Origin of the sequence: Micromonospora sp. NBC_01796, from assembly GCF_035917455.1 — a bacterium.
Lineage (GTDB): Bacteria > Actinomycetota > Actinomycetes > Mycobacteriales > Micromonosporaceae > Micromonospora_G.
The window spans coordinates 3,329,966-3,354,062 of the sequence record NZ_CP109078.1 but is presented as its reverse complement, the minus strand read 5'-3'; the positions used below and the strand labels follow the sequence as shown (position 1 = coordinate 3,354,062).

23 protein-coding genes are annotated in these 24,097 nt (G+C 71.3%); 8 read left to right on the top strand and 15 right to left on the bottom strand.

The features are described 5' to 3' along the window. Positions 1–52: 52 nt before the first annotated feature. Positions 53–1,222, top strand: coding sequence for a homogentisate 1,2-dioxygenase (locus tag OIE47_RS15515; protein WP_326562197.1), 1,170 nt, complete (start codon positions 53–55; stop codon positions 1,220–1,222). Between the two features lie 129 nt (positions 1,223–1,351). Here OIE47_RS15515 and OIE47_RS15510 read toward each other — a convergent pair whose 3' ends face one another. From OIE47_RS15510 to OIE47_RS15495, 4 genes are all read right to left on the bottom strand, one after another. Next, a complete protein-coding gene (locus OIE47_RS15510) occupies positions 1,352–2,419 on the bottom strand; it encodes a tetratricopeptide repeat protein (RefSeq protein ID WP_326562196.1) in 1,068 nt (355 codons plus the stop codon). Positions 2,420–2,478: 59 nt separating this feature from the next. Beyond that, the gene (gene ispF, locus OIE47_RS15505; RefSeq protein ID WP_326562195.1) at positions 2,479–2,952 is read right to left on the bottom strand and encodes a 2-C-methyl-D-erythritol 2,4-cyclodiphosphate synthase; all 474 of its coding nucleotides are present in this window, start codon (positions 2,950–2,952) and stop codon (positions 2,479–2,481) included. Positions 2,953–2,987: 35 nt separating this feature from the next. Then, entirely contained in the window at positions 2,988–3,692 is a 705-nt protein-coding gene (gene ispD / locus OIE47_RS15500) for a 2-C-methyl-D-erythritol 4-phosphate cytidylyltransferase (protein ID WP_326562194.1), read from the bottom strand. A gap of 66 nt (positions 3,693–3,758) precedes the next feature. After that, positions 3,759–4,244: a CarD family transcriptional regulator gene (locus OIE47_RS15495; protein ID WP_121157498.1), complete on the bottom strand. Its 486-nt coding sequence runs from the start codon at positions 4,242–4,244 to the stop codon at positions 3,759–3,761. A gap of 327 nt (positions 4,245–4,571) precedes the next feature. Between OIE47_RS15495 and OIE47_RS15490 the strand changes: the two genes are divergently transcribed. Further along, positions 4,572–5,336, top strand: coding sequence for a hypothetical protein (locus tag OIE47_RS15490; protein WP_326562193.1), 765 nt, complete (start codon positions 4,572–4,574; stop codon positions 5,334–5,336). 37 nt (positions 5,337–5,373) lie between these two features. Here the strand turns inward: OIE47_RS15490 and OIE47_RS15485 are convergent, their stop codons facing one another. The 4 genes from OIE47_RS15485 to OIE47_RS15470 form a co-directional block, all read right to left on the bottom strand. Further along, complete coding sequence (locus tag OIE47_RS15485; protein ID WP_326562192.1) at positions 5,374–6,006, bottom strand: hypothetical protein; 633 nt, start codon at positions 6,004–6,006, stop codon at positions 5,374–5,376. After that, positions 6,000–7,079, bottom strand: a complete 1,080-nt coding sequence (locus OIE47_RS15480) for a type III polyketide synthase (RefSeq protein WP_326562191.1) — start codon at positions 7,077–7,079, stop codon at positions 6,000–6,002. Before OIE47_RS15480 ends, OIE47_RS15485 begins: the two co-directional genes overlap by 7 nt. Beyond that, the gene (locus tag OIE47_RS15475; protein WP_326562190.1) at positions 7,073–8,242 is read right to left on the bottom strand and encodes an acyl-CoA dehydrogenase family protein; all 1,170 of its coding nucleotides are present in this window, start codon (positions 8,240–8,242) and stop codon (positions 7,073–7,075) included. Before OIE47_RS15475 ends, OIE47_RS15480 begins: the two co-directional genes overlap by 7 nt. Positions 8,243–8,307: 65 nt before the next feature. After that, the gene (locus tag OIE47_RS15470) at positions 8,308–9,174 is read right to left on the bottom strand and encodes a methyltransferase domain-containing protein (protein ID WP_326562189.1); all 867 of its coding nucleotides are present in this window, start codon (positions 9,172–9,174) and stop codon (positions 8,308–8,310) included. On the opposite strand from OIE47_RS15470, the gene OIE47_RS15465 reads away from it, so the two are divergent. From OIE47_RS15465 to disA, 4 genes are all read left to right on the top strand, one after another. Next, entirely contained in the window at positions 9,173–10,060 is an 888-nt protein-coding gene (locus tag OIE47_RS15465; RefSeq protein WP_442792098.1) for a UbiA family prenyltransferase, read from the top strand. The two genes, OIE47_RS15470 and OIE47_RS15465, sit on opposite strands and share 2 nt — an antisense overlap. A 152-nt stretch (positions 10,061–10,212) precedes the next feature. Next, positions 10,213–10,950 carry a hypothetical protein gene (locus OIE47_RS15460; protein ID WP_326562187.1) on the top strand — a complete coding sequence of 246 codons (738 nt, stop codon included), beginning with the start codon at positions 10,213–10,215 and terminating at the stop codon, positions 10,948–10,950. 117 nt (positions 10,951–11,067) lie between these two features. After that, positions 11,068–12,507, top strand: a complete 1,440-nt coding sequence (radA, locus tag OIE47_RS15455; RefSeq protein WP_326562186.1) for a DNA repair protein RadA — start codon at positions 11,068–11,070, stop codon at positions 12,505–12,507. A gap of 164 nt (positions 12,508–12,671) precedes the next feature. Further along, positions 12,672–13,856 carry a DNA integrity scanning diadenylate cyclase DisA gene (gene disA / locus OIE47_RS15450; RefSeq protein WP_326562185.1) on the top strand — a complete coding sequence of 395 codons (1,185 nt, stop codon included), beginning with the start codon at positions 12,672–12,674 and terminating at the stop codon, positions 13,854–13,856. A 61-nt stretch (positions 13,857–13,917) separates the two neighbouring features. Here disA and OIE47_RS15445 read toward each other — a convergent pair whose 3' ends face one another. The 3 genes from OIE47_RS15445 to OIE47_RS15435 form a co-directional block, all read right to left on the bottom strand. Further along, on the bottom strand, positions 13,918–14,667 hold the full coding sequence (locus tag OIE47_RS15445) for a hypothetical protein (RefSeq protein WP_326562184.1): 750 nt from the start codon (positions 14,665–14,667) through the stop codon (positions 13,918–13,920). Between the two features lie 121 nt (positions 14,668–14,788). Continuing rightward, on the bottom strand, positions 14,789–15,337 hold the full coding sequence (locus OIE47_RS15440) for a peptide deformylase (protein ID WP_326563106.1): 549 nt from the start codon (positions 15,335–15,337) through the stop codon (positions 14,789–14,791). A gap of 107 nt (positions 15,338–15,444) precedes the next feature. Further along, positions 15,445–15,957 carry a glycine cleavage system protein R gene (locus OIE47_RS15435; RefSeq protein WP_326562183.1) on the bottom strand — a complete coding sequence of 171 codons (513 nt, stop codon included), beginning with the start codon at positions 15,955–15,957 and terminating at the stop codon, positions 15,445–15,447. A 138-nt stretch (positions 15,958–16,095) separates the two neighbouring features. On the opposite strand from OIE47_RS15435, the gene OIE47_RS15430 reads away from it, so the two are divergent. Beyond that, positions 16,096–17,028 (top strand): A/G-specific adenine glycosylase, encoded by a 933-nt coding sequence (locus OIE47_RS15430; RefSeq protein ID WP_326562182.1) that lies wholly within the window; start codon positions 16,096–16,098, stop codon positions 17,026–17,028. A 157-nt stretch (positions 17,029–17,185) separates the two neighbouring features. On the opposite strand, the gene OIE47_RS15425 is transcribed toward OIE47_RS15430, so the two are convergent. From OIE47_RS15425 to lysS, 3 genes are all read right to left on the bottom strand, one after another. After that, positions 17,186–19,717 carry an ATP-dependent Clp protease ATP-binding subunit gene (locus OIE47_RS15425; RefSeq protein ID WP_326562181.1) on the bottom strand — a complete coding sequence of 844 codons (2,532 nt, stop codon included), beginning with the start codon at positions 19,715–19,717 and terminating at the stop codon, positions 17,186–17,188. An 801-nt stretch (positions 19,718–20,518) separates the two neighbouring features. Continuing rightward, complete coding sequence (locus OIE47_RS15420) at positions 20,519–20,869, bottom strand: histone-like nucleoid-structuring protein Lsr2 (protein WP_326562180.1); 351 nt, start codon at positions 20,867–20,869, stop codon at positions 20,519–20,521. Positions 20,870–20,977: 108 nt separating this feature from the next. Further along, entirely contained in the window at positions 20,978–22,432 is a 1,455-nt protein-coding gene (gene lysS / locus OIE47_RS15415) for a lysine--tRNA ligase (protein WP_326563105.1), read from the bottom strand. Positions 22,433–22,584: 152 nt separating this feature from the next. Between lysS and OIE47_RS15410 the strand changes: the two genes are divergently transcribed. Beyond that, positions 22,585–23,328, top strand: coding sequence for a class I SAM-dependent methyltransferase (locus OIE47_RS15410; RefSeq protein ID WP_326562179.1), 744 nt, complete (start codon positions 22,585–22,587; stop codon positions 23,326–23,328). A 10-nt stretch (positions 23,329–23,338) separates the two neighbouring features. On the opposite strand, the gene OIE47_RS15405 is transcribed toward OIE47_RS15410, so the two are convergent. Further along, positions 23,339–24,097, bottom strand: coding sequence for a type III pantothenate kinase (locus tag OIE47_RS15405; RefSeq protein ID WP_326562178.1), 759 nt, complete (start codon positions 24,095–24,097; stop codon positions 23,339–23,341).

The window sequence follows — 24,097 nt, the reverse complement described above, 5'->3', positions numbered from 1 at the left end:
TCCGATTATCGGACACGGTCGGCCGCTGAATGGGACAAATGCGGAGGTCAAAGTGCCTTACTACCGCAGCGTCGGTGAGCTGCCCCGTAAACGCCACACCCAGTTCCGCCAACCCGACGGCAGCCTGTACGCCGAGGAGCTGATGGGCCAGGAGGGTTTCTCCTCCGACTCGTCGCTGCTCTACCACCGTTACCCGCCGACCGCGATCGTGGCCGCCGAGGAGTTCACCCCGCCCGCCTGGTCCCGGCTGCCGAACCTGCCGCTCAAGCCCCGCCACCTGCGTACGCACAAGCTCGACGCGGGCGGGGCGGACCCCGTACTGGGTCGGCAGCACCTGCTCGCCAACGACGACGTACGCATCTCGTACGTGGTCGCCGACCGGCCGTCCCCGCTCTACCGCAACGCCATCGGCGACGAGTGCCTGTACGTCGAGTCCGGTGCGGCCCGGATCGAGTCGACCTTCGGTGTGCTCGGGGTGACCGCCGGCGACTACGTGATCATCCCGACCTCGGTGATCCACCGGATCGTGCCGGTCGCCCCCGAGCCGCTGCGCCTGCTCACCGTCGAGGCGACCGGGCACATCGGCCCACCCAAGCGTTACCTCTCCGCCCGGGGCCAGTTCCTGGAGCACTCCCCCTACTGCGAACGCGACGTACGCGGCCCCGCCGACCCGTTCCTGGTCGACGAGGAGGACGTCGAGGTGTACGTCCAGCACCGGCGCGGCTGGACCCGGTACGTCTACGCCAACCACCCGTTCGACGTGGTCGGCTGGGACGGGCACCTCTACCCGTGGGCCTTCTCCATCCACGACTTCGAGCCGATAACCGGCCGGGTGCACCAACCACCGCCGGTGCACCAGACCTTCCAGGGCCCGAACTTCGTCATCTGCTCGTTCGTCCCGCGCAAGGTGGACTACCACCCGCTGGCGATCCCGGTGCCGTACAACCACCACAACACCGACTCGGACGAGATGCTGTTCTACACCGGCGGGAACTACGAGGCCCGGCGCGGCTCCGGCATCGAACAGGGCTCCATCTCGCTGCACCCGGCCGGTTTCACCCACGGCCCCCAGCCCGGCGCGGCGGAACGCTCCATCGGCGTCGACCACTTCGACGAACTCGCCGTCATGGTCGACACCTTCCGACCGCTCGACCTCTGCGAACCCGGCCTGAGCGTCGAGGATCCCGGTTACGCCTGGACCTGGGCCCGCCGTACGGTCTGACCCGGTCCGAACCGAGATCCGCACCCTTCCACGGAAAGCGTGCCCGTCCGCGCGGGAGTGGGCACGCTTTCCCTGAAAGGGTGCGGGTCTCGGCGGCACCGAAGGGGCGCCGGCCCCGGCGGCCGAGCCTCAGCTCGGGGCGGGGCCGTACCGGCGCAGGACGGCCAGTTCCGCCACCGAGGCGGCGGCGATGGCCAGGACCAGCGGCCACGGGGAGCCGACCAGGGCGTAGAGCAGGATCAGCGCGGGCGCGGCCAGGGAGGCGTACACCGCGAGGGCCAGGGTCCGGTCCCGGGGCAGCAGCTCGGGCAGGATCGTCCGGACCAGGCCGGGCACGGCCGAGGCGAACCGCCACAGCAGCACCCCGCCGACGATCGCCAACAGCGCCGCCCAGACCCTCGAACCGCCACCGCTGCCGGTGGCCATGAACGCCACCAGCACCGCCGCCACGATCGAGTAACCGGCCCCGTAGAGGACCAGGCGGAGCAGGCTCTCGCCGACCGACCGGGCGCTGTTCGTGCGTACCGGGGTGACCGCGACGGTGGCGGCCACCTCCTCCAGCGCCCACACGTACCGGCGCCGCTCCAGGCGGCTCTGCCCCACGTCGTTGCGGGCCTCGGCCAGCTCCGGATCGAGGTCCAACGCCTCCCGGTAGGCCCGCTCGGCGATGTCGAACAGGTTCAGCCGGGCGGCGACCATGCCGAGAACGAGGTGCGCCTGCGCCTCCCGGGGAGCCAGCTCGACCCCACGCCAGGCCGCGTTCAGCGCCGGCTGGCCGTTGCGCGCATCGGCCAGGATCGCGGCGGCGCTGCGCTGGGCGTACGCGTCCGCCGGTCCCCGGCGCAGCAGCTCGTCGGCGACCTCGGCGGCCTCCTTGAACCGGCGCAGGTCGACCAGGGCCAGCCCCCGGGCGACCAGTGGGGCCGCCCAGTCCGGTGCGGCACCGGGTACGGCCGCCGTCGCGGTGGACACGGCAACCGCGGTGTCGGCGGCGGTCAGGGCCTCCTCGGGGCGTTCCGCCGCCAACTGGACCCGGGCGAGCATCGTCCACGCCCGTACGCTCGCCTGGTCAAGGGTGATGGCGTAGCCCAATTCGGCCACGGCGTCGTCGTACCGGCCGAGTTCGGCCATGAGGTCGGCCCGCTGAAGGTAGTCGTCGGCGGAGGCGTGCTGTTCGGGTGCGGCGTCGCTGGACACCGCCCGAGCCTAGACGGGCCGGACGAACACGCCTCGGCGGGAATGGATGGCCGGGACCGTCAACGGGAATGGATCAGGGCCACCGCGAGCCCGGCCAGCCCCTCGGCCCGGCCGGTCAGCCCGAGGCCGTCGGTGGTGGTACCGGAGACCGACACCGGGGCGCCGACCGCCTCGGCCAGCACCCGCTGGGCCTCGTCGCGCCGGGGACCGATCTTCGGCCGTACGCCGATCACCTGGATCGACACGTTGCCGATCTCGAACCCGGCGGCCCGTACCCGGCGGGCGGTCTCGGCGAGCAGGACCACCCCGGCCGCGCCTGCCCACTCGGGCCGGTCGGTGCCGAAGTTCGCGCCGAGGTCGCCCAGCATGGCGGCGGAGAGCAGTGCGTCGCAGGCGGCGTGTGCGGCCACGTCACCGTCGGAGTGCCCGGCCAGCCCGTCGACGCCGGGCCAGTGCAGGCCCGCCACCCAGCAGGCCCGGCCAGCTTCGAAGGCGTGTACGTCGGTGCCGATGCCGACCCGGGGAACGATCACCGGGACAGGGTACCGATCGGCCGGACCGGGACCGGTCAGGCGGCGCCCGGCTGGCTCTGCAACAGGTGCTCGGCCAGGGCCAGGTCGAACGGCTGGGTGATCTTCATGGCGTACGGCGATCCGGGCACGCAGGTGACGCGTACGCCCTGCTTCTCCACCAGCCCGGCATCGTCGGTGAGCGAGTCGACGGCTGCGGCGTGCGCGGCGGCCAGCACCTCCCGGCGGAAGCCCTGCGGCGTCTGTACGGCCCGCAACGCGGACCGGTCCACGGTCCCGAGCACCAGACCCTCGGCGTCGACCTCCTTGACCGTGTCGATCACCGGGAGGACCGGGATGGCGGCGTCGTGCCCGGCCCGGATCGTCGCGGCGACCGACTCGACCAGCACCGGTGGGATCAGGGCCCGCGCCGCGTCGTGCACCAGCACGATCGACGGCCCGTCCGGTACGGCGGCCAGGGCGGCGGCGACCGATGCCTGTCGGGTGGCGCCACCGACAACCACGGTCAGTTCGGCGATCGGTGCCAGCAGCCGGCGCACCGACTCGACCTCGGCGGGCGGCGCGGCAACCACGATCGTGTGTACGGAAGGCGCGCTCGCGATCCGGCGCACCGCGTGCACCAGCAGCGGCTCCCCGGCGAGCAGCCGGAGCGCCTTCGGAGCGCCGGGCCCCAGTCGTACGCCGGCACCCGCCGCAGGAACGAGGACCGCGACGTCACCGCGCGGATTGAGCTGCGCGGTCACGTCGCGGTCCTCGTCTTCTCTGCGAATCCATGAGAGGGATTCAGGCGGATCATCCCTGCTCGGGTGTTACGCCTCGGTGAGCACCTTGTCGAGGAGGTTCTCCGCCTCGTCCTTGGTGCTCTTCTCGGCGAGCGCGACCTCGCCGACCAGGATGTCGCGGGCCTTGGCGAGCATCCGCTTCTCGCCCGCCGACAGGCCCCGCTCCCGCTCCCGGCGCCAAAGGTCGCGAACAACCTCCGCCACCTTCAGGGGGTTTCCGGAAGCCAGCTTTTCCAGATTCGCCTTGTAACGCCGCGACCAGTTGGTCGGTTCCTCCGTGTGAGGAGCCCGGAGGACATCGAAGACCTTGCCCAGGCCCTCTTCGCCAACCACTTCGCGGACGCCGACGATCTCGGCATTCTCAGCGGGCACCCGGACCGTCAGGTCACCCTGAGCGACCCTGAGGACGAGGTACTGCTTTGGCTCGCCCTTGATGACCCGAGTCTCGATTGCCTCGATGAGTGCGGCCCCGTGGTGGGGGTAAACAACGGTCTCGCCGACACTGAAAACCATAGGTTCGAAACCCCTTTCGCTGTGTCTAGGGTAACACGCTCAGGCACCGATGTCCCACCTCAGTCCTGACCATTAGCGCAGCTCAGAGGCCCTGTGAGAGGTCTTTCTTCCGCTTGACAGGCCGCCAGACCACGAGTTCCACCACGCTCCGTAACCTCCGGATCACCGGCCGGCGAGGCTAGTCGGAAGAATCGGATGTAGGGCGTTCCGGTGGTTCAATCATATCTCTCCCCCTTAGGGGGCGCCGGAGACTAGCGGTAAGGGCCCCCGTACGGGACGCTGGACGAGGAGCCCGATCCATTATCACGTGACCGGCCAGGGGGCACGATGGGCACGCCGGGAAACAGCGAGGGTTGGCCGGAAAACGGCGGACCGCCGGACGGCCTGCCCGACCTGCCGCCGGACTGGGGTCCGATCGTCATCCCCGACGACCCCGCCGAACTGGCCGCCGAGGCGGCACTGGTCCGCCGTGAGCTGCGCCAGCGGGCCCGGCGGTCGACCTGGCGGCGACGCCTCGGACTCGGCTCCACCCGCCGCCTCAGCGCGGTCCGGCTCACCCTGCTGATCATGCCGCTGGCGCTGATCGCCGCGCTCGGCAGCCTCTTCGCCGTCGTCTGGCCCGGCCAGCAACGCCAACCCGCCGCCCCGCGCACCAGCACCGGCGGCAGCCCCGGCCGTACGCTGCCCGCCCTCGCCACCCTGCCCGCGCTCGACCTGGTCGACTCGAACGCCGCCCCGGTCGCCCTGCGCGGGCTCCTGCCCGCGGTCATCCTGCTCACCGACAGTTGCGCCTGCGCCGACCAGGTACGCGCCGCAGCCTCGGCGGCACCAGCCGGGGTCACGGTGGTCGTGGTGACCAGCGGCCGGTCCCAACCCAGCCCGCTGCCGAGCGCGCCACCGGTGGGCGGTGCACCGCTGCGGGCGCTGGCCGACCCAGCCGCCGAACTGCGCGGCGCCATCCAGGTGGAACCACAACCCGGCGTCGCGACGGCCGTACTGGTCGACCGTTTCGGCGAGATCGTCCGGGTCCTGCCCACGCTGACCTCGCCCGCCGACTACCAGGCGAACCTGCCCGTACTCACCCGACGCTGAGGCCGACCCCGGTGGGTTCGCCCTGCCCGGAGCGGGGTCAGGACAGGGCGAGCAACTGGATCGCCACCTCGGCCCGTCCCGGCTGCGGGCGCGATCGGGACACCTGGATGACCATCCGCGCGTCGGCCGCGGTCACCTCGGTACTGGTGAACCCGTCCCCGCAGACAAGCGCCGTCTCGGTCTTCCCCGTACGGATGCCGTCGACCCGGATGGTCAGCTCGCCCGGACCGGTGCAGACGTACTGCAACAGGTAGCGCCCACCCGGTTCGACCGGGACCGGCCAGTCGGTGCTGGTCCCCTCGTGCACCGAGAACAGGTCCCGGCGCACGGTCCCGGGGAACTCCGGCAGCACGTTGCCGGCGTCGGGCACCACCACCTCCCCGGTCTCCGGATCGATCAGGAAGAACAGGTCGGACGGCCCCACCGACGGCACCACCTGCGGTACGACCGGCGGTTCGGCGACCGACACGGCCGGCGCGGGCGCTGCGGCAACCCACCACCAGCCCCCGACCGCCAGCACCGCCGCCGTTCCCAGGGCCAGCAGGAGACCGGTACCCCTCGTCGGGTCGGCGCTCCTGCCACCGCTGGTCGGGTCGGCGCTCCTGCCACCGCTGGTCGGGTCGGCGCTGGTCGGGTCGGCGGTCGTGCCGCCGGTTGTGCCGGTCAGCACGGCGCGGAGAATTCGAGCAGGGTCGCGTACAGGGTGAGACCGGGGCCGAACGCGAGCATCACCACCAGGCGCGGCGGCACGGGCATGGACCGCAGCCGGTCGAGGATCAGCAACACCGTGGGCGACGAGCAGTTCCCGTGCTCGGCCAGGGTGGCCCTGGAGTCCGCCAGCGCCTCCGGACCCAGGCCCAGCTCCCGCTCCACCACGTTCAGGATCCTCGGACCGCCCGGATGCACCGCCCACCCGTCCACGTCGGCGATGGCCAGCCCGTGCCGGGCCAGCAGGTCCTCCACCAGGGCACGGACGTGCACCGCGAGCACCTGCGGCACCCGCGGGGACAGCCCCATCCGGAATCCGGTGTCGGTGACGTCCCAGGTCATGTGGTCGGCCGTCGACGTGTCCGTCACCGCGACAACCTCGCGGACCGCGTACCCGGGGCGTCCGGCCGGGACGAGCACCGTCGCCACCGCCGCGTCCGAGAAGAGCGCGTGCGAGACGATCTGCTGGGTGTCCACCCGGGCCGACGACGGTTGGATGTGCAGGCTGGTCAGCTCGGCGCAGAGCAGCAGCGCCGGCCGCCCACGGGCGGCCACGAAGTCACTCACCGCCCCGAGCCCGGGCAACGCGGCGTAACAGCCCATGTGCCCGATGAACAGCCGCTGGGTGGCGGTGGACATGCCCATGTCCCGGGCCAGCAGGATGTCCAGGCCCGGGGTGACGTACCCGGTGCAGGAACAGACCGCGAACAGGCCCACGTCACCGGCGGCGAGCCCGGCGTCGGTCAACGCCCGGCCGACCGCCTCCTTGCCCAGCGGCAACGCCTCCACCAGGTAACGGCGCATCCGCCGCTCGGTCGGCCAGGTCGAGACGTCCTCCAGCAGCGGGTTCACCGCCGCCTGCCGGGTCACCACCCCCGAGTTCGCGAAGATCCGCTCGGCCAGGGCGCGGGTCGTACCGCCGAAGTGCTCGGCGAAGAAGCCCGTCCAGAGGTCGCTCTGCGTCGCCCGGGGCGGCAGGGCGACGCCCAGGCCGGCGATCACCGGCAACCCGCTCGTACCGCCGCCGCTCACCATCGGGGTGCCGACCCGTCCCGGTCCGGGTCCCCGCCGATCGCCGCCACACCGAGCCAGTCGGCGCAGACGTCGGAGGTCGCCGGATGCAGCGAGCCGCAGCGGGCGTCCCGGTACAGCCGTTCCAGCGGATGACCCCGCCGGGTCGCCGAGGTCCCCGCCGCCTCCAGCATCGACGCGGCCACCTCCGCCGCCGTGGTCCCGGCGAGCAGCTTGGCCCGCCACACCCAGCGGTTGGTGTCCGCGTCACCGGGCTCGGAATCCACCCGGCGGGCCGCCTCCGCCACCACCAGCTCGGCCGCGGCCACCGCCGCGTCCGCCCGACCGATCCGGGCCCGGATCGCCGGCAGCTCGCCCAGGTTGCGGGCGTTGACGTGCGCGACCGCCGCGTCCACCGCCGCCCGGGCCACCCCCACGTAGACCGCGGCGTAACTCGCCACCAGCCAGTGCGGCATCAACTGGGCCACCACCAGGGCCAGGCCCTCGACCCCGCCGAGCAGGCGGTCCGCCGGCACCGTCACGTCCAGGTGCAGGTCGTGCGAGGCGGTCGCCCGCATCCCGAGCGAATCCCAGGTCGGCTCGACCCGCAGCCCGTCCACCGACGCCGGCACCAGGAACTGCGACACCACCGACTGGTCGGCCACGCTCCGGGCCGCGACCAGGTACGCGTCCGCGTGACCGGCACCGGAGCAGAACGTCTTCGCGCCCTTGATGTGGAAACCGCCGTCCACCGGCTCGTACACCGTGGAGAGTTGGGACAGCCGGGCCCCGGCACCCCGTTCGCTCATCGCGACTCCGTACCAGGCTCCGGCCGCCGCCTCGGCGAGCAGCCGGTCCCGCGCCGCCAACGCCTCGTCCGGTACGCCGAGCGCCTCGGCGAGTTCCTCGGTCACCGCGCCGAGCGCACCGGTCACCGACGCGTGCATGTTGAACACCAGTGCCGTCGCACCGTTGCCCCGGCCGAGTTCGGTGGCGACCGCGGCGTACTCGGCGAAGCGGGCACCCATCCCGCCCAGCGTCGCCGGCACCATCAGCCCGAACAGGCCCGCATCCCGGAGATCCACGAAATCCTCAACGGGAAACGTGCCCTCGCGGTCATGCTCGGCCGCTCGCGCGGCCAACCGTGGCGCCAACCGGCGCGCGGCTCCGAGCGCGTCCACCGCCATACCTGCCCCCTCCTGCACGTCCCTCGTACCGCCGGCTACCGCCTGCCCACCCGTGCTCCGAACCCCTACCCGTTCTTCACCCCGCGGCCCTGGTAGAGGACCGCGGTCGACCGGGTCGGCACGATCCGGGCCGTACCCCAGCCCCGGCCCACCCGCCCGATCACGCCGCCGCCGTCGTCGTCACCCGAGCGCGCGGTCGACGTGCCTCCGGCCTCGGCCGAGCGTCCGACCGCCGCGCCGGCACCGTTGGCCGACTGGTGGGCCAACCAGCGCAGCAGGCCCGGCACCGCGGGACGGATCCCACGCAGTCGCAGCGCCACGCCGTGCCGGGCGCACTCGGCGACCAACGCCCGCGCGTTGACGAACAACCGGGGGTCGTGGATCCCCCGGGGCACCCCGCGCACCCGCTCCGCGACCGTCACCGCCACCAGCCGGCTGATCGCCGTGTCGTTGAGCGTGTCCAGCACCAGCGTCCCGCCCGGACGGAGCACCCGACACGCCTCGGCCACCGCCGCCCGCCAGTCCGGTACGTGTTCCAGCAGCTCACCCGCTGCCACCACGTCGGCACACCGGTCCCTCAGTGGCAGCGCGGTGGCGTCGCCGTTGACCGGGACCACACCGTGCCCGGCCGCCTGGGCGAGCGCCGAACGAGTCAGGTCCACCCCGACGTGCCGGTAACCGTGCCCGGCCACGTGCGGGGCGAGCAGACCTGCACCGCAGCCCATGTCGACCAGAACCGCCCCGGCGCGGGTCGCCGTCGGAACCAGTTGTGCCCGTGCCTGCGCCAGCCAGTGCAGCATCGCGAAGACACCATCCGGCCGCCACCACTCGTCGGCCAGATCGTCGTACTGTCGTGGATCATTACGCGGCCGGACCGGGATCCCGGCACGCGCCGTCTCGACGTCGCCCACCTCGGGATCCTCACTCGCCATGGCGTTGAGCCTGGCACGACTCGCCGGTAACGAACAGACTTCTTCTATGTCGCGAATGGTGTTGGGGCTGGTCCGGGCGAGTCACCCCGAGCCGGCGGTCGCCGTGACCGGCGTGTCGGCGCTGCTCGCCTGGGGGGTCGGACACCGGCCCGGCGGCATCGTGGCGGTGGCCGCGACCGTGCTGGCGACCCAACTGGCGGTCGGCTGGCTCAACGACCGGCTCGACGCGGACCGGGACGCCGCCGTCGGCCGGACCGACAAGCCCCTGGCCAACGGGACGCTCGACCGCAACCTGGTGCTGCTGTGCGGGCTCGCCGCCGCGCTCGCCACCCCGGCGCTGGGACTGCTGCTCAACCCGACCGCGGCGGTGGCGATCAGCGTGGCGCTGCTCTCCGCCCTGCTCTACAACTGGCCGCTCAAGTTCACCCCGGTCTCCGTGCTGCCGTACGCGGTCTCGTTCGGCACCCTGCCGGCGTTTGTCGTACTCGCCCTGCCGGGGTCGCCCGCCCCGCCCGGTTGGCTGGTCGGGGCGGGAGCGCTGCTCGGCGCCGGTGCGCACTTCGCGAACGTGCTGCCGGATCTTGACGACGACGCCCGTACCGGGGTGCGCGGGCTGCCGCACCGGATCGGCCCGGCCGGCTCTCGGGTGGCCGCCGCCGTACTCCTGCTGAGCGCGACCGCGGTGCTCGTCTTCGGCCCGTCCGGACCGCCGTCGTGGGCGGGGCTCGCGGCGATCGCGGCCGCCGCCGTGGTCCTTCCGGCCGGCTGGTACGCCAGCCGCTCGGCCGGCCGCCGGGGCGAACGAGCGATCGGTGTGTTCCGGGCGGTGATGCTGGTGGCCGTGATCGACGTGGTGCTCCTGGTTGCCAGCGGACGGGTGGTGTAGACGGGTTCTGGCTGGTCAGTGCCGTACGCACCGGTTAACCGGGTCGGCGTACGGGACGGGACGACACCCCACTACCCTGGAGGCCGGTCTGCGCGGGTATGGCCACCGCGCTCGGTGTCAGCTGGGCGCGGATCGCAACGAGGAGGACCGACGTGACGCGCTCGATCAGGCGACCCCGGCGGGCCGTACTGCTGCTGGGTGGTGCGGCGACCGCTGCCGCTCTGCTGCTCTCCGGGTGCGGGACGGGTCAGATCGCCGAGACCGCGGCCATGCGGCCGACCGTCTCCGGAGTGAACACCCAGACGGCGGACGATGCCTTCAAGCTGCGCAACCTCGCGGTCGTCTACAAGGACACCAAGGGCTACCCGGCCGGTTCGGACGCGCCGCTCGAGGTCACCATCTACAACGACTCGGCGAAACCGGTGACGGTGTCGGTCACCACCACCAGCGCCCAGGGCGTGATCCTCGGCGGCAAGCTCGCCCCGAGCCCGCAGCCCAGCGCGTCGAGTGCCTCGCCGTCGGCGCCGGCCTCGCCCAGCGGAAGCCCGTCCGGGTCCCCGAGCGGCAGCCCGTCCGGTTCGCCCAGCGGCAGCCCGTCGGGGGCCGCCAGCGGTTCCCCCTCGCCGAGCGCCGCCGCGACCAGCCAGGCGCCGATCAACCAGCCGGCGAAGATCGAGATCCCGGCACACGAGTACGTCGTGCTGAGCCCCACCAGCGGCAGCTTCCTGCAGCTCGCCGGGCTCCACGAGGCGCTGCGGCCGGGACAGTCGGTGGAACTTGTCTTCGACTTCGGCGGTCAGCAGATCCAGACGCCCGCCCCGGTCGCGATCCCGCTGACGGCCGCCCCGCCGGCCACCCCGATCGTCGGTGGCGACGGCCACGAGGGCTGATCTCACCGAACAGCGAGGCCGGCGAACGCCGGTGCACCACAAGATCTCCGAACCGGGCCGGCGTGGCAGTGACCACGACCGGCCCGTTTCGTCGTACGGATTGGCTAACGTCGCGGGGTGACCCCGCCCCCCGCTCCCCGCGCGACCCCCACGCGCTCCCGAGCCACGGCCCGTGAGCCCCGGCCCGCCTACCAGTGCGACGCCTGCGGGCACCAGCCGCCCAAGTGGGTCGGCCGGTGCCCCGAGTGCGGCGAGTGGGGTGCGGTGATCGAGACCGTCACCGGACCGACGGTCGCCGGCCGGGTGGTCAGCTCCCGCGTGCCGGGCGAGCCGGCCCGACCGATCGCGACCATCAGCGCCGCCCCGGCCAAGGCCCGACCGACCGGCATCGGCGAGCTGGACCGGGTCCTCGGCGGCGGCCTGGTGCCCGGCGCGGTGGTGCTGCTCGCCGGTGAGCCCGGTGTCGGCAAGTCCACCCTCCTGCTCGACGTGGCGCAGCAGTGGGCCACGGTGGCAGGCAGCCCGTCCCTGGTCGTCAGCGGCGAGGAGTCGGTCAGCCAGGTCCGGCTGCGGGCCGAGCGGATGGGCACCCTGCACGAACAGCTCTACCTGGCCGCCGAGAACGACCTCGGGGCGGTGCTCGGCCACCTCGACGCGGTCAAGCCCGGCCTGCTGGTGCTCGACTCGGTGCAGACCATCGCCACCCAGGCCAGCGACGGGGTGCCGGGCGGGGTGACCCAGGTCAGGGCGGTCACCGCCGCCCTGGTGTCGGTCGCCAAGGAACGCGGCGTCGCCGTCGTACTGGTGGGACACGTCACCAAGGACGGCCAGGTCGCCGGCCCACGGGTGCTGGAGCACCTGGTCGACGTGGTGCTGCACTTCGAGGGCGACAAGCACTCCTCCCTGCGGATGGTGCGCGGGGTGAAGAACCGGTTCGGCGCCGCCGACGAGGTCGGCTGCTTCGAGATGCACGAGGGCGGGATCAGCAGCCTGGCCGACCCGTCCGGGCTGTTCCTCACCCGCTACACCGAGCCGGTGCCGGGCACCTGCGTGACGGTCGCGATGGAGGGGCGGCGGGCCCTGCTGACCGAGGTGCAGGCCCTGATCGGCGCCACCGTCGCCGGCTCGCCCCGGCGTACGGTCTCCGGCCTCGACTCGGCCCGGCTGGCCATGGTGCTCGCCGTGCTGCAACGCCGTACGGAGCGACTGACCCTGCACGACCGGGAGGTCTTCGCCGCCACCGTGGGCGGGATCCGGGTGGTCGAGCCGGCCGCCGACCTGGCGGTGGCGCTCGCCGTCGCGTCCGGTGGGCTCAACCTCGCCATCGCCCCGAACCTGGTGGCGATCGGGGAGGTCGGCCTCACCGGCGAGGTACGCCGGGTGGGCGCGGTGCCCCGGCGGCTGGCCGAAGCGGCCCGGTTGGGATTCCGGTTCGCCCTGGTACCGCAGGGCTGCGGACCCGAATCGACCGGAGTGAGCCAGGAGAACATGCGGGTATTGGAGGTCACCGACGTACGATCGGCCCTGCAGCAGGCCGCGCGGGTGTCGGCCGAGTGACCGGAAAGTCCCTGATAAATCCTGGTACGACCGAATGTGACGAAACCCCGGATGGTCGGCGCCGCAGTGGCGCGGACCCCGATCGCGGCGAAGGGAACGGGCGCAGTGGCACATCACAGTAACCGCGGCAGCACCGAGTGCATGCCGGTCCGTAGACTGTCCGGGTGCCGACCGACCGCGACGCGAGCAGAAGCGCTGGCGCGAGTGCCCCGGCCAACGGCAGCGCCGTGGGTTCACTGGCACGCACCATCAGCGCGGGGGTGACCGTGAACGTACCCGGAACCACCGGTGACCCGCTGCGCGCCAATCTCGCGCTGATGGCGCCGGGCACCGCCCTGCGCGACGGACTGGAGCGCATCCTGCGCGGCCGTACCGGCGCGTTGATCGTGCTCGGCTACGACAAGGTCGTCGAGACCCTCTGCACCGGTGGCTTCCCGCTCGACGTCGAGTTCTCCGCGACCCGCGTCCGTGAACTGTGCAAGATGGACGGTGCGGTGGTGCTCTCCAGCGACGGCACCCGGATCGTCCGGGCGGCCGTACACCTGATGCCCGACCCGTCGATCCCGACCGAGGAGTCCGGCACCCGGCACCGCACCGCGGAACGGGTCGCCCGGCAGACCGGGTACCCGGTCATCTCGGTCAGCCAGTCCATGCGGATCATCAGCCTCTACGTCAACGGCCAGCGGCACGTGCTGGACGACTCGGCCGCGATCCTGTCCCGGGCCAACCAGGCGCTCGCCACCCTGGAGCGCTACAAGCTGCGGCTCGACGAGGTCTCCGGCACCCTCTCCGCACTGGAGATCGAGGACCTGGTCACCGTACGGGACGCGGTCGCCGTGGTGCAGCGGCTGGAGATGGTGCGCCGGATCGCCGACGAGATCGCCGGTTACGTGGTGGAACTAGGCACCGACGGCCGCCTGCTCGCCCTGCAACTGGACGAGCTGATGGCCGGTGTCGACGCCGACCGGACCCTGGTGATCCGCGACTACCTGCCCACCGGACGCAAGGCCCGTACGCTCGACGAGGCCCTGGTCGAACTCGACCTGCTCACCGCCACCGAGCTGATCGACCTGGTCGCGGTGGCGAAGGCGATCGGCTACCCGGGTGCCTCCGACGCGCTGGACGCGGCGGTCAGCCCACGCGGCTTCCGGCTGCTCGCCAAGGTGCCCCGGCTGCCCGGCGCGGTGGTCGACCGGCTGGTCGGTCACTTCGGCAGCCTCCAGCAGTTGCTCGGCGCCACCGTCGAGGACCTCCAGGCGGTCGACGGGGTCGGCGACGCACGGGCCCGTGGCGTACGCGAAGGCCTGTCCCGGCTCGCCGAAGCGTCCATCCTGGAGCGGTACGTCTGATCCCCGGCCAGCCACCAAGCGTGGGTGGCGACCGGGGTCGGTACCTCCTGAAGGCCGGTGCTCAGCTCGTGATGGTGAACGTCACCGGGTCGCTGTGCTTGGTGCCGAGCCGAGCGAAGATCTGATACTCGCCGGCCTCCGCGTCCGGTCCGGCCGCCAGGGCACCGCTGCACTTGGTGTCCCGGTTGCCGTTCCAGTCGGCCTGGAAGGTGTGTTTGACGTTCGGCGCGAGCGACACCACGCTGGTGCCCTTCGCCCCGCAGGTGTCGGAGGACCAGACCCGCTCCGCACCGCGCTTGATGAACAGCTCCTGGAGGTCGGCGCCCAGGTCGCGGCTACAGGTGCGGTTCGACGTGTTCTTGACCTCTAGCTGCAGGCCGACCGTCCCGCCCTGCCGGATCGACTTGGCCAGCGGCACCGGCACCACCGAGATCTCCTCGTCGGTGCAGGAACCGGCGGCCGGCGGTGGCACGTCCGGAATCGTCCCGACCGGCGGGACCACCGGGTCACCGCCCGCCGGATCACCGCCCGCCGGCTGCTGCGGGTCCCCCGCTGCCGGGTCGACGCCGGCCGACGGGTCCACCGCTGGATCCGAAGCGGGCGCACCGCTCTCCGGCGTGAGTATCGACGAGGTGGGCTGCACCTCGGCCGGTGTCGTCGGCGTGGTGTTGCCCGCGTTCGGACCGGGCTTGTCCGGCTGCTGGGTGCACGACCAGAGCACGACGATGAGAAAGAGCAAACCCGCGCCGAGCACGACGGCTCGACGCCGCCAGTAGACGGCGGGTGACAGGGGGCCAACCGTCAAACGCATGATGCGTTCACCGTATCGGGGTGCACTCGGCGGACTCGGGCGACGCGCCGGGGTTCGCGGGGCCGGAATCGCCGGTTCGAGAGCCCGGAATCCCCTGTGGGCCAAGCCGATCCGCCCATGATCACAGGTAGACCTTACGTTGGTACACCGCGTGCGCACCGGCCACCCGGTCGAGGAACAGTAAACCGGCACAGTGGTCGATTTCGTGCTGCAACGCCCGTGCCTCGAAGCCGTCCGCCACCAGCCGGACCGCCTCGCCCGTACCGGGCAGTTCGCCGGTCACCACGAGCCGGCTGGCCCGTTTGACGTCACCGGTCAGGTCCGGCACCGACATGCAGCCCTCCCGGCCCGGCCGCCACCGACTCGCCTCGGCCACGGTCGCGTTGCAGAGCACGAAGGTGCCGTGCACGGTCACCGCCTTGGGGTGGCCGGTCACGTCGACCGCGAACACCCGCGCCCCGACGCCGACCTGCGGCGCAGCGAGCCCGACGCAGCCGGGTGAGGCACGCATGGTGGCGATGAGGTCGGCGGCGAGCTGCACCACCTCGTCCGAGGTCGGGTCGACGTCGGCACCGGCCCGGCTCAGCACCGGGTCGGGCGCGCAGACGACGGGGAGCACGCGTCCCACCACACCGAGCGCAGTCAGCGTCGCAGGTGTCCAGCCCGCCAGCCCGACGTCCTGTACGACCGCCGCCGGACTTCCCTCGGCCGGGGCCGTACCGCCGGCAGGCACCGGGCCGGTCTCCGCTGCGGTCACCTTGCCGGTGTCCTCGGCGGTCACAGCAGGTCCGAGTCGGCTCGCCGTAGCGTCACCTCGACGTCCAGGCCGGCGGCCACCTCGGTCAACCGGTCCGCCAGCGGGCCCGCTGTGCCGGGCGGCAGGTCGACCTCGGCCACGATCAGATAGAGCGGCCCGGTGAGCCGGGTGGTGAGGTCGGTGACGTTGCCGCCGTACTCGGCCAGCACCCGGGTCACCGTGGCGACGATGCCGAGGCGGTCGGCGCCGTGGACCGCGAGCACGTACGGCTCCCCGGTCGGCGGCTGCTCCCCGTCCGCCTGCACTGACCGTACGGTGGCGAGCAGTTGACCGTCCGCGCGCAGCGGGACGAGTGCGGCCTCGACCTCGTCGGCGGTCGGGCCGACGCAGATCAGCGTCATCGCGAAGTGCCCGCGCAACCGGGTCATGGTGGAGTCGGTCAGGTTGGCGCCGAGCCGGGCGAGCAGCTCCGCCACGTCGGCCACGATGCCGGGCCGGTCATGACCGATGACGGTGATCGCGAGCTGACTCATCCGGGCATTCTGCCCGATCGGCGCCCGCTTCCCGCCCCCGCCCGGCCCGCCCGTCCACGCTGCGGGACGGTGGCCGACGGCCCGGGCGCGTCCCGGCCCGCTGTCGCACCCCCGACGGCCATGACAGGATCGGGCGCGATGTCCGAACCAACGCTCGCCACCGTGGCCATCCGGTGGTACGACGAGAACGCCCGCGACCTGCCGTGGCGGGAGCCCGGCGTGACCGCCTGGGCGGTGCTGGTCAGCGAGGTCATGCTCCAGCAGACCCCGGTGGTACGCGTCCTGCCCGCCTGGCGGGCGTGGCTGGCCCGCTGGCCGGGGCCGGCCGAACTCGCCGCGGATCCACCCGGCGAGGCGATCAGGATGTGGGGGCGGCTCGGCTACCCCCGTCGGGCGCTGCGGCTGCGGGACTGCGCGGTGGCGCTGGTGGAGCGGCACGGTGGCGCGGTCCCGACCGATCTGACCGCCCTGCTCGCCCTGCCCGGTGTCGGCGACTACACCGCACGGGCGGTGCTCGCGTTCGCGTACGGGCAGCGGCACCCGGTGGTGGACACGAACGTACGGCGGCTGGTGGCTCGGGCGGTGGCCGGCGCTCCGGACGCCGGTCCGGCAACCCGCCCGTCCGACCTGGTCGCCACCGCGGAACTGCTTCCGGTGGAGCCGGCCAGGGCGGCTCGGGCCAGCGCCGCGTTCATGGAGCTGGGGGCGTTGGTCTGCACCGCCCGCGCGCCCCGGTGCGTGGACTGCCCGCTCGCGGACCGCTGCGCCTGGCTGGCCTCGGGCGCCCTGCCGCCGACCGGCCCGTCCCGTCGCCCACAGGGCTACGCCGGCACCGACCGCCAGGTACGCGGCCTGCTCCTGGCTGTCCTGCGGGACGCGACCGCCCCCGTCCCGATCGCCCAACTCGACCCCGTCTGGGCCGACGACGCCCAGCGCGTCCGCGCCCTGAGCACCCTGGTCGAAGACGGCCTGGTGGCCGCCCTCCCGCACGCCACCTACGCCCTCCCCACCTCCCCCTCCATAACTCCCCCTCCCAGCCCTCTTCCCCCACCCCTCTCATCGTCGATCTAGGGCAAAAGGTTGCTTGTTGATCTCTAATCACACGCTTTTGCCCTAGATCGACGGGGCGAGGGGTGGGGCGAGGGAGGGGTGGGGAGGGTGCAGAGCGGCCCCGGAGGCTTTTGCCTGCCGGGGCCGCGCTGGTGGGTGGTGCTGTGGTGCTGGGTGCTTACTCGTCCGCTCCGGCCGGGGCCGTGTTGCCGAGGTCGGCGGGCACCGCGTCGGGCACCGGCACCGGCTTCTCCGCGCCGCGGAAGACCAGCTTGGACTTGTCGATGTTCTCCGGGTCGCCCTCGCAGTCCACCACCACGATCTGACCGGGGGTCAGCTCGTTGAACAGGATCCGCTCGGACAGGTTGTCCTCGATGTCGCGCTGGATGGTCCGGCGTAGCGGCCGGGCGCCCAGCACCGGGTCGAACCCCTTCTTCGCCAGGTACTTCTTGGCGTTGTCGGTGAGCTCGAGCCCCATGTCCTTGTTGCGGAGCTGAGTTTCGATCCGCTGGATCATGATGTCGACGATGTGCAGGATCTCGTTCTGGTTGAGCTGGTGGAACACGATCGTGTCGTCGATCCGGTTGAGGAACTCCGGCCGGAAGTGCTGCTTGAGCTCGTCGTTGACCTTCTGCTTCATCCGCTCGTAGTTCGACTCGGAATCCTCAGAGGCCTGGAAGCCCAGCGACACCGCCTTGGCGACGTCCCGCGTACCCAGGTTGGTGGTCAGGATGATGACCGTGTTCTTGAAGTCCACGATCCGGCCCTGACCATCGGTGAGCCGACCGTCCTCCAGGATCTGGAGGAGCGTGTTGAACACGTCCGGGTGGGCCTTCTCGATCTCGTCGAAGAGAACCACCGAGAACGGCCGCCGACGCACCTTCTCGGTCAGCTGGCCACCCTCGTCGTAACCGACGTATCCGGGGGGCGCACCGACGAGCCGGGACACCGTGTAACGGTCGTGGAACTCGGACATGTCCAGCTGGATGAGGGCGTCCTCGCTGCCGAAGAGGAACTCGGCGAGCGCCTTGGACAGCTCGGTCTTACCCACACCCGACGGGCCGGCGAAGATGAACGAGCCGGAGGGCCGCTTCGGGTCCTTCAGGCCGGCCCGGGTCCGCCGGATCGCCTTGGACACCGCCTTGACCGCGTCCTCCTGGCCGACGACCCGCTTGTGCAGCTCGTCCTCCATGCGGAGCAGCCGGGAGGTCTCCTCCTCGGTCAGCTTGTAGACCGGGATACCGGTCCAGTTCGCCAACACCTCGGCGATCTGCTCGTCGTCGACCTCGGACACGACGTCGAGGTCGCCGGCCTTCCACTCCTTCTCCCGCTGGGCCTTCTGGCCGAGCAGCTGCTTTTCCTTGTCTCGCAGCTGCGCGGCGCGCTCGAAGTCCTGCGCGTCGATGGCGGATTCCTTGTCCCGACGTACCTGGGCGATCCGCTCGTCGAAGTCGCGCAGGTCTGGCGGCGCGGTCATCCGGCGGATACGCATCCGGGCCCCGGCCTCGTCGATCAGGTCGATCGCCTTGTCCGGCAGGAAGCGGTCGGAGATGTACCGGTCGGCCAGCGTGGCCGCCGCGACCAACGCGGCGTCGGTGATGCTCACCCGGTGGTGGGCCTCGTACCGGTCACGCAGACCCTTGAGGATCTCGATGGTGTGGGCAAGCGACGGCTCGCCCACCTGGATCGGCTGGAACCGGCGCTCGAGCGCGGCGTCCTTCTCCAGGTGCTTGCGGTATTCGTCGAGCGTGGTGGCACCGATGGTCTGCAGCTCGCCACGGGCCAGCATCGGCTTGAGGATGCTTGCCGCGTCGATCGCGCCCTCGGCGGCGCCAGCGCCGACCAGAGTGTGGATCTCGTCGATGAACAGGATGATGTCCCCGCGGGTGCGGATCTCCTTGAGCACCTTCTTGAGGCGCTCCTCGAAGTCACCGCGGTAGCGCGAGCCGGCCACCAGGGCACCCAGGTCAAGCGTGTAGAGCTGCTTGTCCTTGAGCGTCTCCGGCACCTCGCCCTTGATGATCCGCTGGGACAGCCCCTCGACGACCGCGGTCTTACCGACCCCGGGCTCGCCGATCAGGACGGGGTTGTTCTTGGTACGGCGGGAGAGCACCTGCATCACCCGCTCGATTTCCTTCTCGCGCCCGATGACCGGGTCGAGCTTGCCCTCGCGGGCGGCCTGGGTCAGGTTCCGGCCGAACTGGTCCAGCACGAGGCTGGTGGACGGCGCGGCCTCACCCGGCGCGGCTCCGGCCGCAGCCGGCTCCTTGCCCTGGTAGCCGGAGAGGAGCTGGATCACCTGCTGGCGGACCCGGTTCAGGTCGGCGCCGAGCTTGACCAGCACCTGGGCGGCGACGCCCTCACCCTCACGGATCAGACCGAGCAGGATGTGCTCCGTACCGATGTAGTTGTGGCCGAGCTGCAGCGCTTCGCGCAGAGACAGCTCCAGCACCTTCTTGGCCCGCGGCGTGAACGGGATGTGCCCACTCGGCGCCTGCTGACCCTGGCCGATGATTTCCTCGACCTGCTGGCGGACGCCCTCCAGGGAGATGCCCAGGCTCTCCAGAGCCTTTGCGGCGACGCCTTCGCCCTCGTGGATGAGACCCAACAGGATGTGTTCCGTACCGATGTAGTTGTGGTTGAGCATCCGGGCTTCTTCTTGAGCCAGGACGACAACCCGCCGCGCTCGGTCGGTGAACCGCTCGAACATGCCCTCGTGCTCCTCACGTGCCGTGCGCCATTGATCTTGGCGGGGCCAGCGCCCGGGCGTCCAGGTGACACCCGTGCCATCACTCTATCGCCGCGAACCGACTCTTCTGAGGTCGTGTGTTGCTGGAATGCGCCACGTCCGCGACGTTTTTTCCCAACTGCCCGCGCTCAGAGCGTGTTCCCCGGCCCCCGGCTCTACGCGTAGAGCGAAATCCAGCGGGGCGGTCTGACGTCCACAGGCAGTCCCGAGTCCATCCACAGCTTGTGGATAACTCTTCCACTGCCTGTGGACAACGTCGGCGCCGCCCGGTTCGTTCCCGACGGCCGCAGATCTTTCCGGACCCTCCGGGCGCCGGATGGGAGATCTCCGCCCATCAAACGGCGAGCACCCGGACCCCAACAGCATGGACAAGCCCCCCCGTGCCGACCAAGCAACCCCCCACCCCCTCACCCACCCACCCACCCCGAAGCCCCCACCACCCCGTCCCCACCCGCGACGTGGACGATCTTGCAGTTGTGGCGCCCGAATCGTGGCCTTGATGGGATTTGTGAACAGCCACAACTGCAAGATCGCCGCGCTGCTTCGTGCGGGGGTGGGGTGGGGGTGGGGTGGGGTGGGGTGGGTGGGGTGCGGTACGTGGGGTGGGTGGGGTGGTCGGTGATGGTGGGGGGCGCAGGGGGGCGTGTTCCTGGTGATACGGCAAATCGCACATATGGGATGTTGGGGGAAAAAGTCCAGCGCCGGGCCAGAAGCGTCGCATTCGCTCCGGACCCGGCGCGGGGAGCCGGTCAGACCGTAGCCTCAGCGGCCGGCCTTGGCGTGGTACTCGTCGACGATCTCCTGCGGGATGCGCCCGCGGTCGGAGATGTCCCGGCCTTCCTTCTTGGCCCAGGCCCGGATCGCCTTGTTCTGCTCCCGGTCCGCGGTGGCGCCACCGCGCCCGCGGGCAGCCCGGCCACCGACGACAACGCCGCCACGACCGACCTTCGAGCCGGACGCGACGTACGGCGCAAATAGGTCCCGCAATTTCCCGGCGTTCTTCTTCGACAGGTCGATCTCGTACTGAACGCCGTCGAGCGAGAACTTGACAGTCTCGTCCGCGTCGCCGCCGTCAAGGTCATCGACAAGCTTGTGAATGATCTGCTTGGCCACGTGCCGTAATCCTCTCGAGCAGGGTGTTCCGCAAACAAGAGCACAATAGCCCGCAACGCGCTCGTTGCGTCAATAGGACCCGGAAATTACTCAACAGGACTTACGTGACTACTCCGCGCGGATCAAGGGGAAGAGGATGGTTTCCCGAATTCCGAGCCCGGTGAGGGTCATCAGCAGCCGGTCGATTCCCATTCCGACGCCGCCGGAGGGCGGCATTCCGTACTCCAAGGCGCGCAGGAAGTCCTCGTCCAGGCGCATTGCCTCATCGTCGCCCTTCGCCGCGAGTTGCGCCTGGGCGAGCAGCCGGGCCCGCTGCACCACGGGGTCGACCAGTTCCGAGTAGCCGGTGCCGAGTTCGAATCCGAGCGCGTACAGGTCCCATTTTTCGGTGAGTCCTGGCTGCTCACGGTGGGCGCGGACGAGCGGGCTGGTGTCCTCGGGGTAGTCCCGTACGAACGTCGGCTCACGCAGTCCGGGCACCACCAGCTCCTCGAACAGCTCCTCGGCGAGCTTGCCCGGCACCCACTTCGGATCGACCCCCAGGCCGACCTTTTCGGCGTACCGCACGAGCTGTGCCCGATCGGTGGAGACCGTCACCTCCTCGCCGAGCGCCTCCGAAAGCGAGCCGAAGAGCGTCGTCGTACGCCACTGGCCGCTCAGGTCCAACTCGGTCCCGTCGGCGTGCGTCACGACGTGCGAGCCGCCCACCGCGTACGCCGCCTCCTGCACCAGTTCCCGGGTGAGCTTGGCCATAGTGTCGTAGTCGCCGTAAGCCTCGTACATCTCGAGCATCGCGAACTCGGGAGAGTGCGAGGAGTCGATGCCCTCATTACGGAAGTTACGGTTGATCTCGAAGACCCGGTCGATCCCGCCCACCACGGCACGCTTCAGATAAAGCTCCGGGGCGATTCGCAGGTACAGGTCGGTGCTGAGTGCATTGCTGTGCGTCACGAATGGCCGGGCGGTGGCCCCGCCGTGCAGCAACTGGAGCATCGGGGTTTCGACCTCGACGAAACTCCGGGCATGCAGAGAATCGCGCAGGCTCCGTACGGCGGTCGCCCTGGTACGAACGGTGTCGCGGGCCTGCGGCCGGACGATCAGGTCGACATAACGCTGCCGGACCCGCGCCTCCTCGCTGAGTGGCTTGTGCGCCACCGGAAGCGGTCGCAGGGCCTTGGCGGTGATCATCCACGAGCCGGCGAGCACCGACAACTCGCCACGCCGGCTGGTGATCACCTCACCGGTCACCCCCACGTGGTCACCGAGGTCGACCTGACGCTTCCACTCCTCCAGCCGCTCCGCACCGACCCGGTCGAGCGAGATCATCGCCTGGAGTTCGGTCCCGTCGCCGTCGCGCAGGGTGGCGAAGCAGAGCTTGCCGCTGTTCCTGATGAAGATCACCCGACCGGTCACCGCGACCGTGTCCCCGGTCTGGGTGTCGGTGGGCAGGTCGACGTACCTGGCGCGGACCTCGGCCAGGGTCGCGGTACGCGGATAACCCACCGGGTACGGCTCGACGCCGTCGGCGAGCAGGCGGTCCCGCTTCTCCCGCCGTACCCGCATCTGCTCCGGAAGGTCGTCCACGGGTTCGGCGGGGGCGGGGATGTGCTCGGTCACGGCAGGCTTCCTCAGGACAGTGAGTTCGGCAGAATTCCCCGAGCCTACTCAAGTGCCTTCCGACCGGGCAGCGGATAACCCGGGGATAGCATCGGACCATGGCTGATCTTGACCAGGCGCTGTCGTTCGGGGCGGCCGCCGAGACCTACGACCGCTTCCGTCCGACGTACCCGGTGGACGCACTCGCCTGGGCGGTGGACGCTCCCGCCCCGGTCCGGGTGGTGGACCTCGCCGCCGGGACCGGCATCCTGACCCGGCAACTGCTCGGGCTCGGGCACCGGGTCGTACCCGTCGAACCGGACGGGGGGATGCGGGCCCAACTGGCGGTCGCCACCCCGGGCACGACGGCGCTGGCCGGCAGCGCCGAGTCGATGCCCCTCCCGGACGGCGACGCCGACGTGGTCATCACCGGTCAGGCGTACCACTGGTTCGACCGCGACCGGGCGCACGCCGAGGCCGCCCGGGTGCTCTGCCCCGGCGGACGTTTCGCGCCGATCTGGAACAGCCGGGACGAGTCGGTGGCCTGGGTGGCCGCGCTCAGCCGGCTGCTGGCCGACTTCGCCGGCCGGACGAGCGTGGACACCGCACCCGACCTGACCACGTTCGGCGACGACTTCGAGCCGCTGGAACGGGCCGAGTTCCACCACGGCACCGAGCACACCGCCGACACCCTGGTCGGGCTGGTCGGCACCCGGTCCTACTATCTGACCGCCTCCGAGCAGCGGCAACACGACCTGGAAACGGCCGTACGCGACCTGGCCCTGCACCACCCCGACCTGGCCGGACGGGACACCTTCGACCTGCCCTACCGGACCACCGTCTACCGGGCCCGCCGCCGCTGACCCGGACGGGTCAGAGATTGCGCTCGTAGACCATCCGCAGGCCGATCAGGGTGATCATCGGCTCGTGGTGGGTGATGGTGGCGCACTCGCCGATGACCAGCGGCGCCAGGCCACCGGTGGCGATCACGGCCCGCACCTCGCCCAACTCCTGGGTCATCCGCTCGACGATCCGGTCCACCTGCCCGGCGAAGCCGAAGTAGAGCCCCGCCTGGAGGCACTCGACGGTGTTCTTGCCGATCACCGAACGCGGCTTGGTCGGCTCGACCTTGCGCAACTGGGCGGCGCGGGCGGCGAGCGCGTCGAACGAGATCTCGATCCCGGGGGCGAACGCACCGCCGAGGAACTCGCCCCGGCCGCTGATCACGTCGAAGTTGGTGGTGGTGCCGAAGTCGACCACGATCGACGGCCCCCCGTAGATCGTGTACGCGGCCAGGGTGTTCACCACCCGGTCGGCACCGACCTCCTTGGGGTTGTCGATCGCCAACTGGACCCCGGTCTTCACCCCCGGCTCCACGATCACACTCGGTACGTCGGCGTAGTAGCGGCCCAGCATGCTGCGCAGCGACCGCAGCGCCGCCGGTACGGTCGAACAGGCGGCCACCCCGGTGATCTCCACCGCGTCACCGGCGAGCAGCCCACGGAACTTCAGGCCCAGCTCGTCGGCGGTCGACCGGGCATCGGTCTTGATCCGCCACGAGTGGACCAGTTTGTCGCCGTCGAACGTCGCCAGAACGGTGTTGGTGTTACCGATGTCGATGCAGAGCAGCAT

Bases quoted from the DNA above. Each gene is read 5' to 3' on its own strand.
- OIE47_RS15480 (WP_326562191.1), bottom strand. From the start codon at position 7,079: ATGGTGAGCGGCGGCGGTACGAGCGGGTTGCCGGTGATCGCCGGCCTG.
- OIE47_RS15495 (WP_121157498.1), bottom strand. From the start codon at position 4,244: ATGGTTTTCAGTGTCGGCGAGACCGTTGTTTACCCCCACCACGGGGCC.
- OIE47_RS15435 (WP_326562183.1), bottom strand. From the start codon at position 15,957: ATGAGTCAGCTCGCGATCACCGTCATCGGTCATGACCGGCCCGGCATC.
- OIE47_RS15490 (WP_326562193.1), top strand. From the start codon at position 4,572: ATGGGCACGCCGGGAAACAGCGAGGGTTGGCCGGAAAACGGCGGACCG.
- lysS (WP_326563105.1), bottom strand. From the start codon at position 22,432: ATGCGGGTACGGCGGGAGAAGCGGGACCGCCTGCTCGCCGACGGCGTC.
- OIE47_RS15425 (WP_326562181.1), bottom strand. From the start codon at position 19,717: ATGTTCGAGCGGTTCACCGACCGAGCGCGGCGGGTTGTCGTCCTGGCT.
- OIE47_RS15470 (WP_326562189.1), bottom strand. From the start codon at position 9,174: ATGGCGAGTGAGGATCCCGAGGTGGGCGACGTCGAGACGGCGCGTGCC.
- OIE47_RS15445 (WP_326562184.1), bottom strand. From the start codon at position 14,667: ATGCGTTTGACGGTTGGCCCCCTGTCACCCGCCGTCTACTGGCGGCGT.
- OIE47_RS15405 (WP_326562178.1), bottom strand. From the start codon at position 24,097: ATGCTGCTCTGCATCGACATCGGTAACACCAACACCGTTCTGGCGACG.
- OIE47_RS15430 (WP_326562182.1), top strand. From the start codon at position 16,096: ATGTCCGAACCAACGCTCGCCACCGTGGCCATCCGGTGGTACGACGAG.
- OIE47_RS15465 (WP_442792098.1), top strand. From the start codon at position 9,173: ATGGCGTTGAGCCTGGCACGACTCGCCGGTAACGAACAGACTTCTTCT.
- OIE47_RS15475 (WP_326562190.1), bottom strand. From the start codon at position 8,242: ATGGCGGTGGACGCGCTCGGAGCCGCGCGCCGGTTGGCGCCACGGTTG.
- OIE47_RS15410 (WP_326562179.1), top strand. From the start codon at position 22,585: ATGGCTGATCTTGACCAGGCGCTGTCGTTCGGGGCGGCCGCCGAGACC.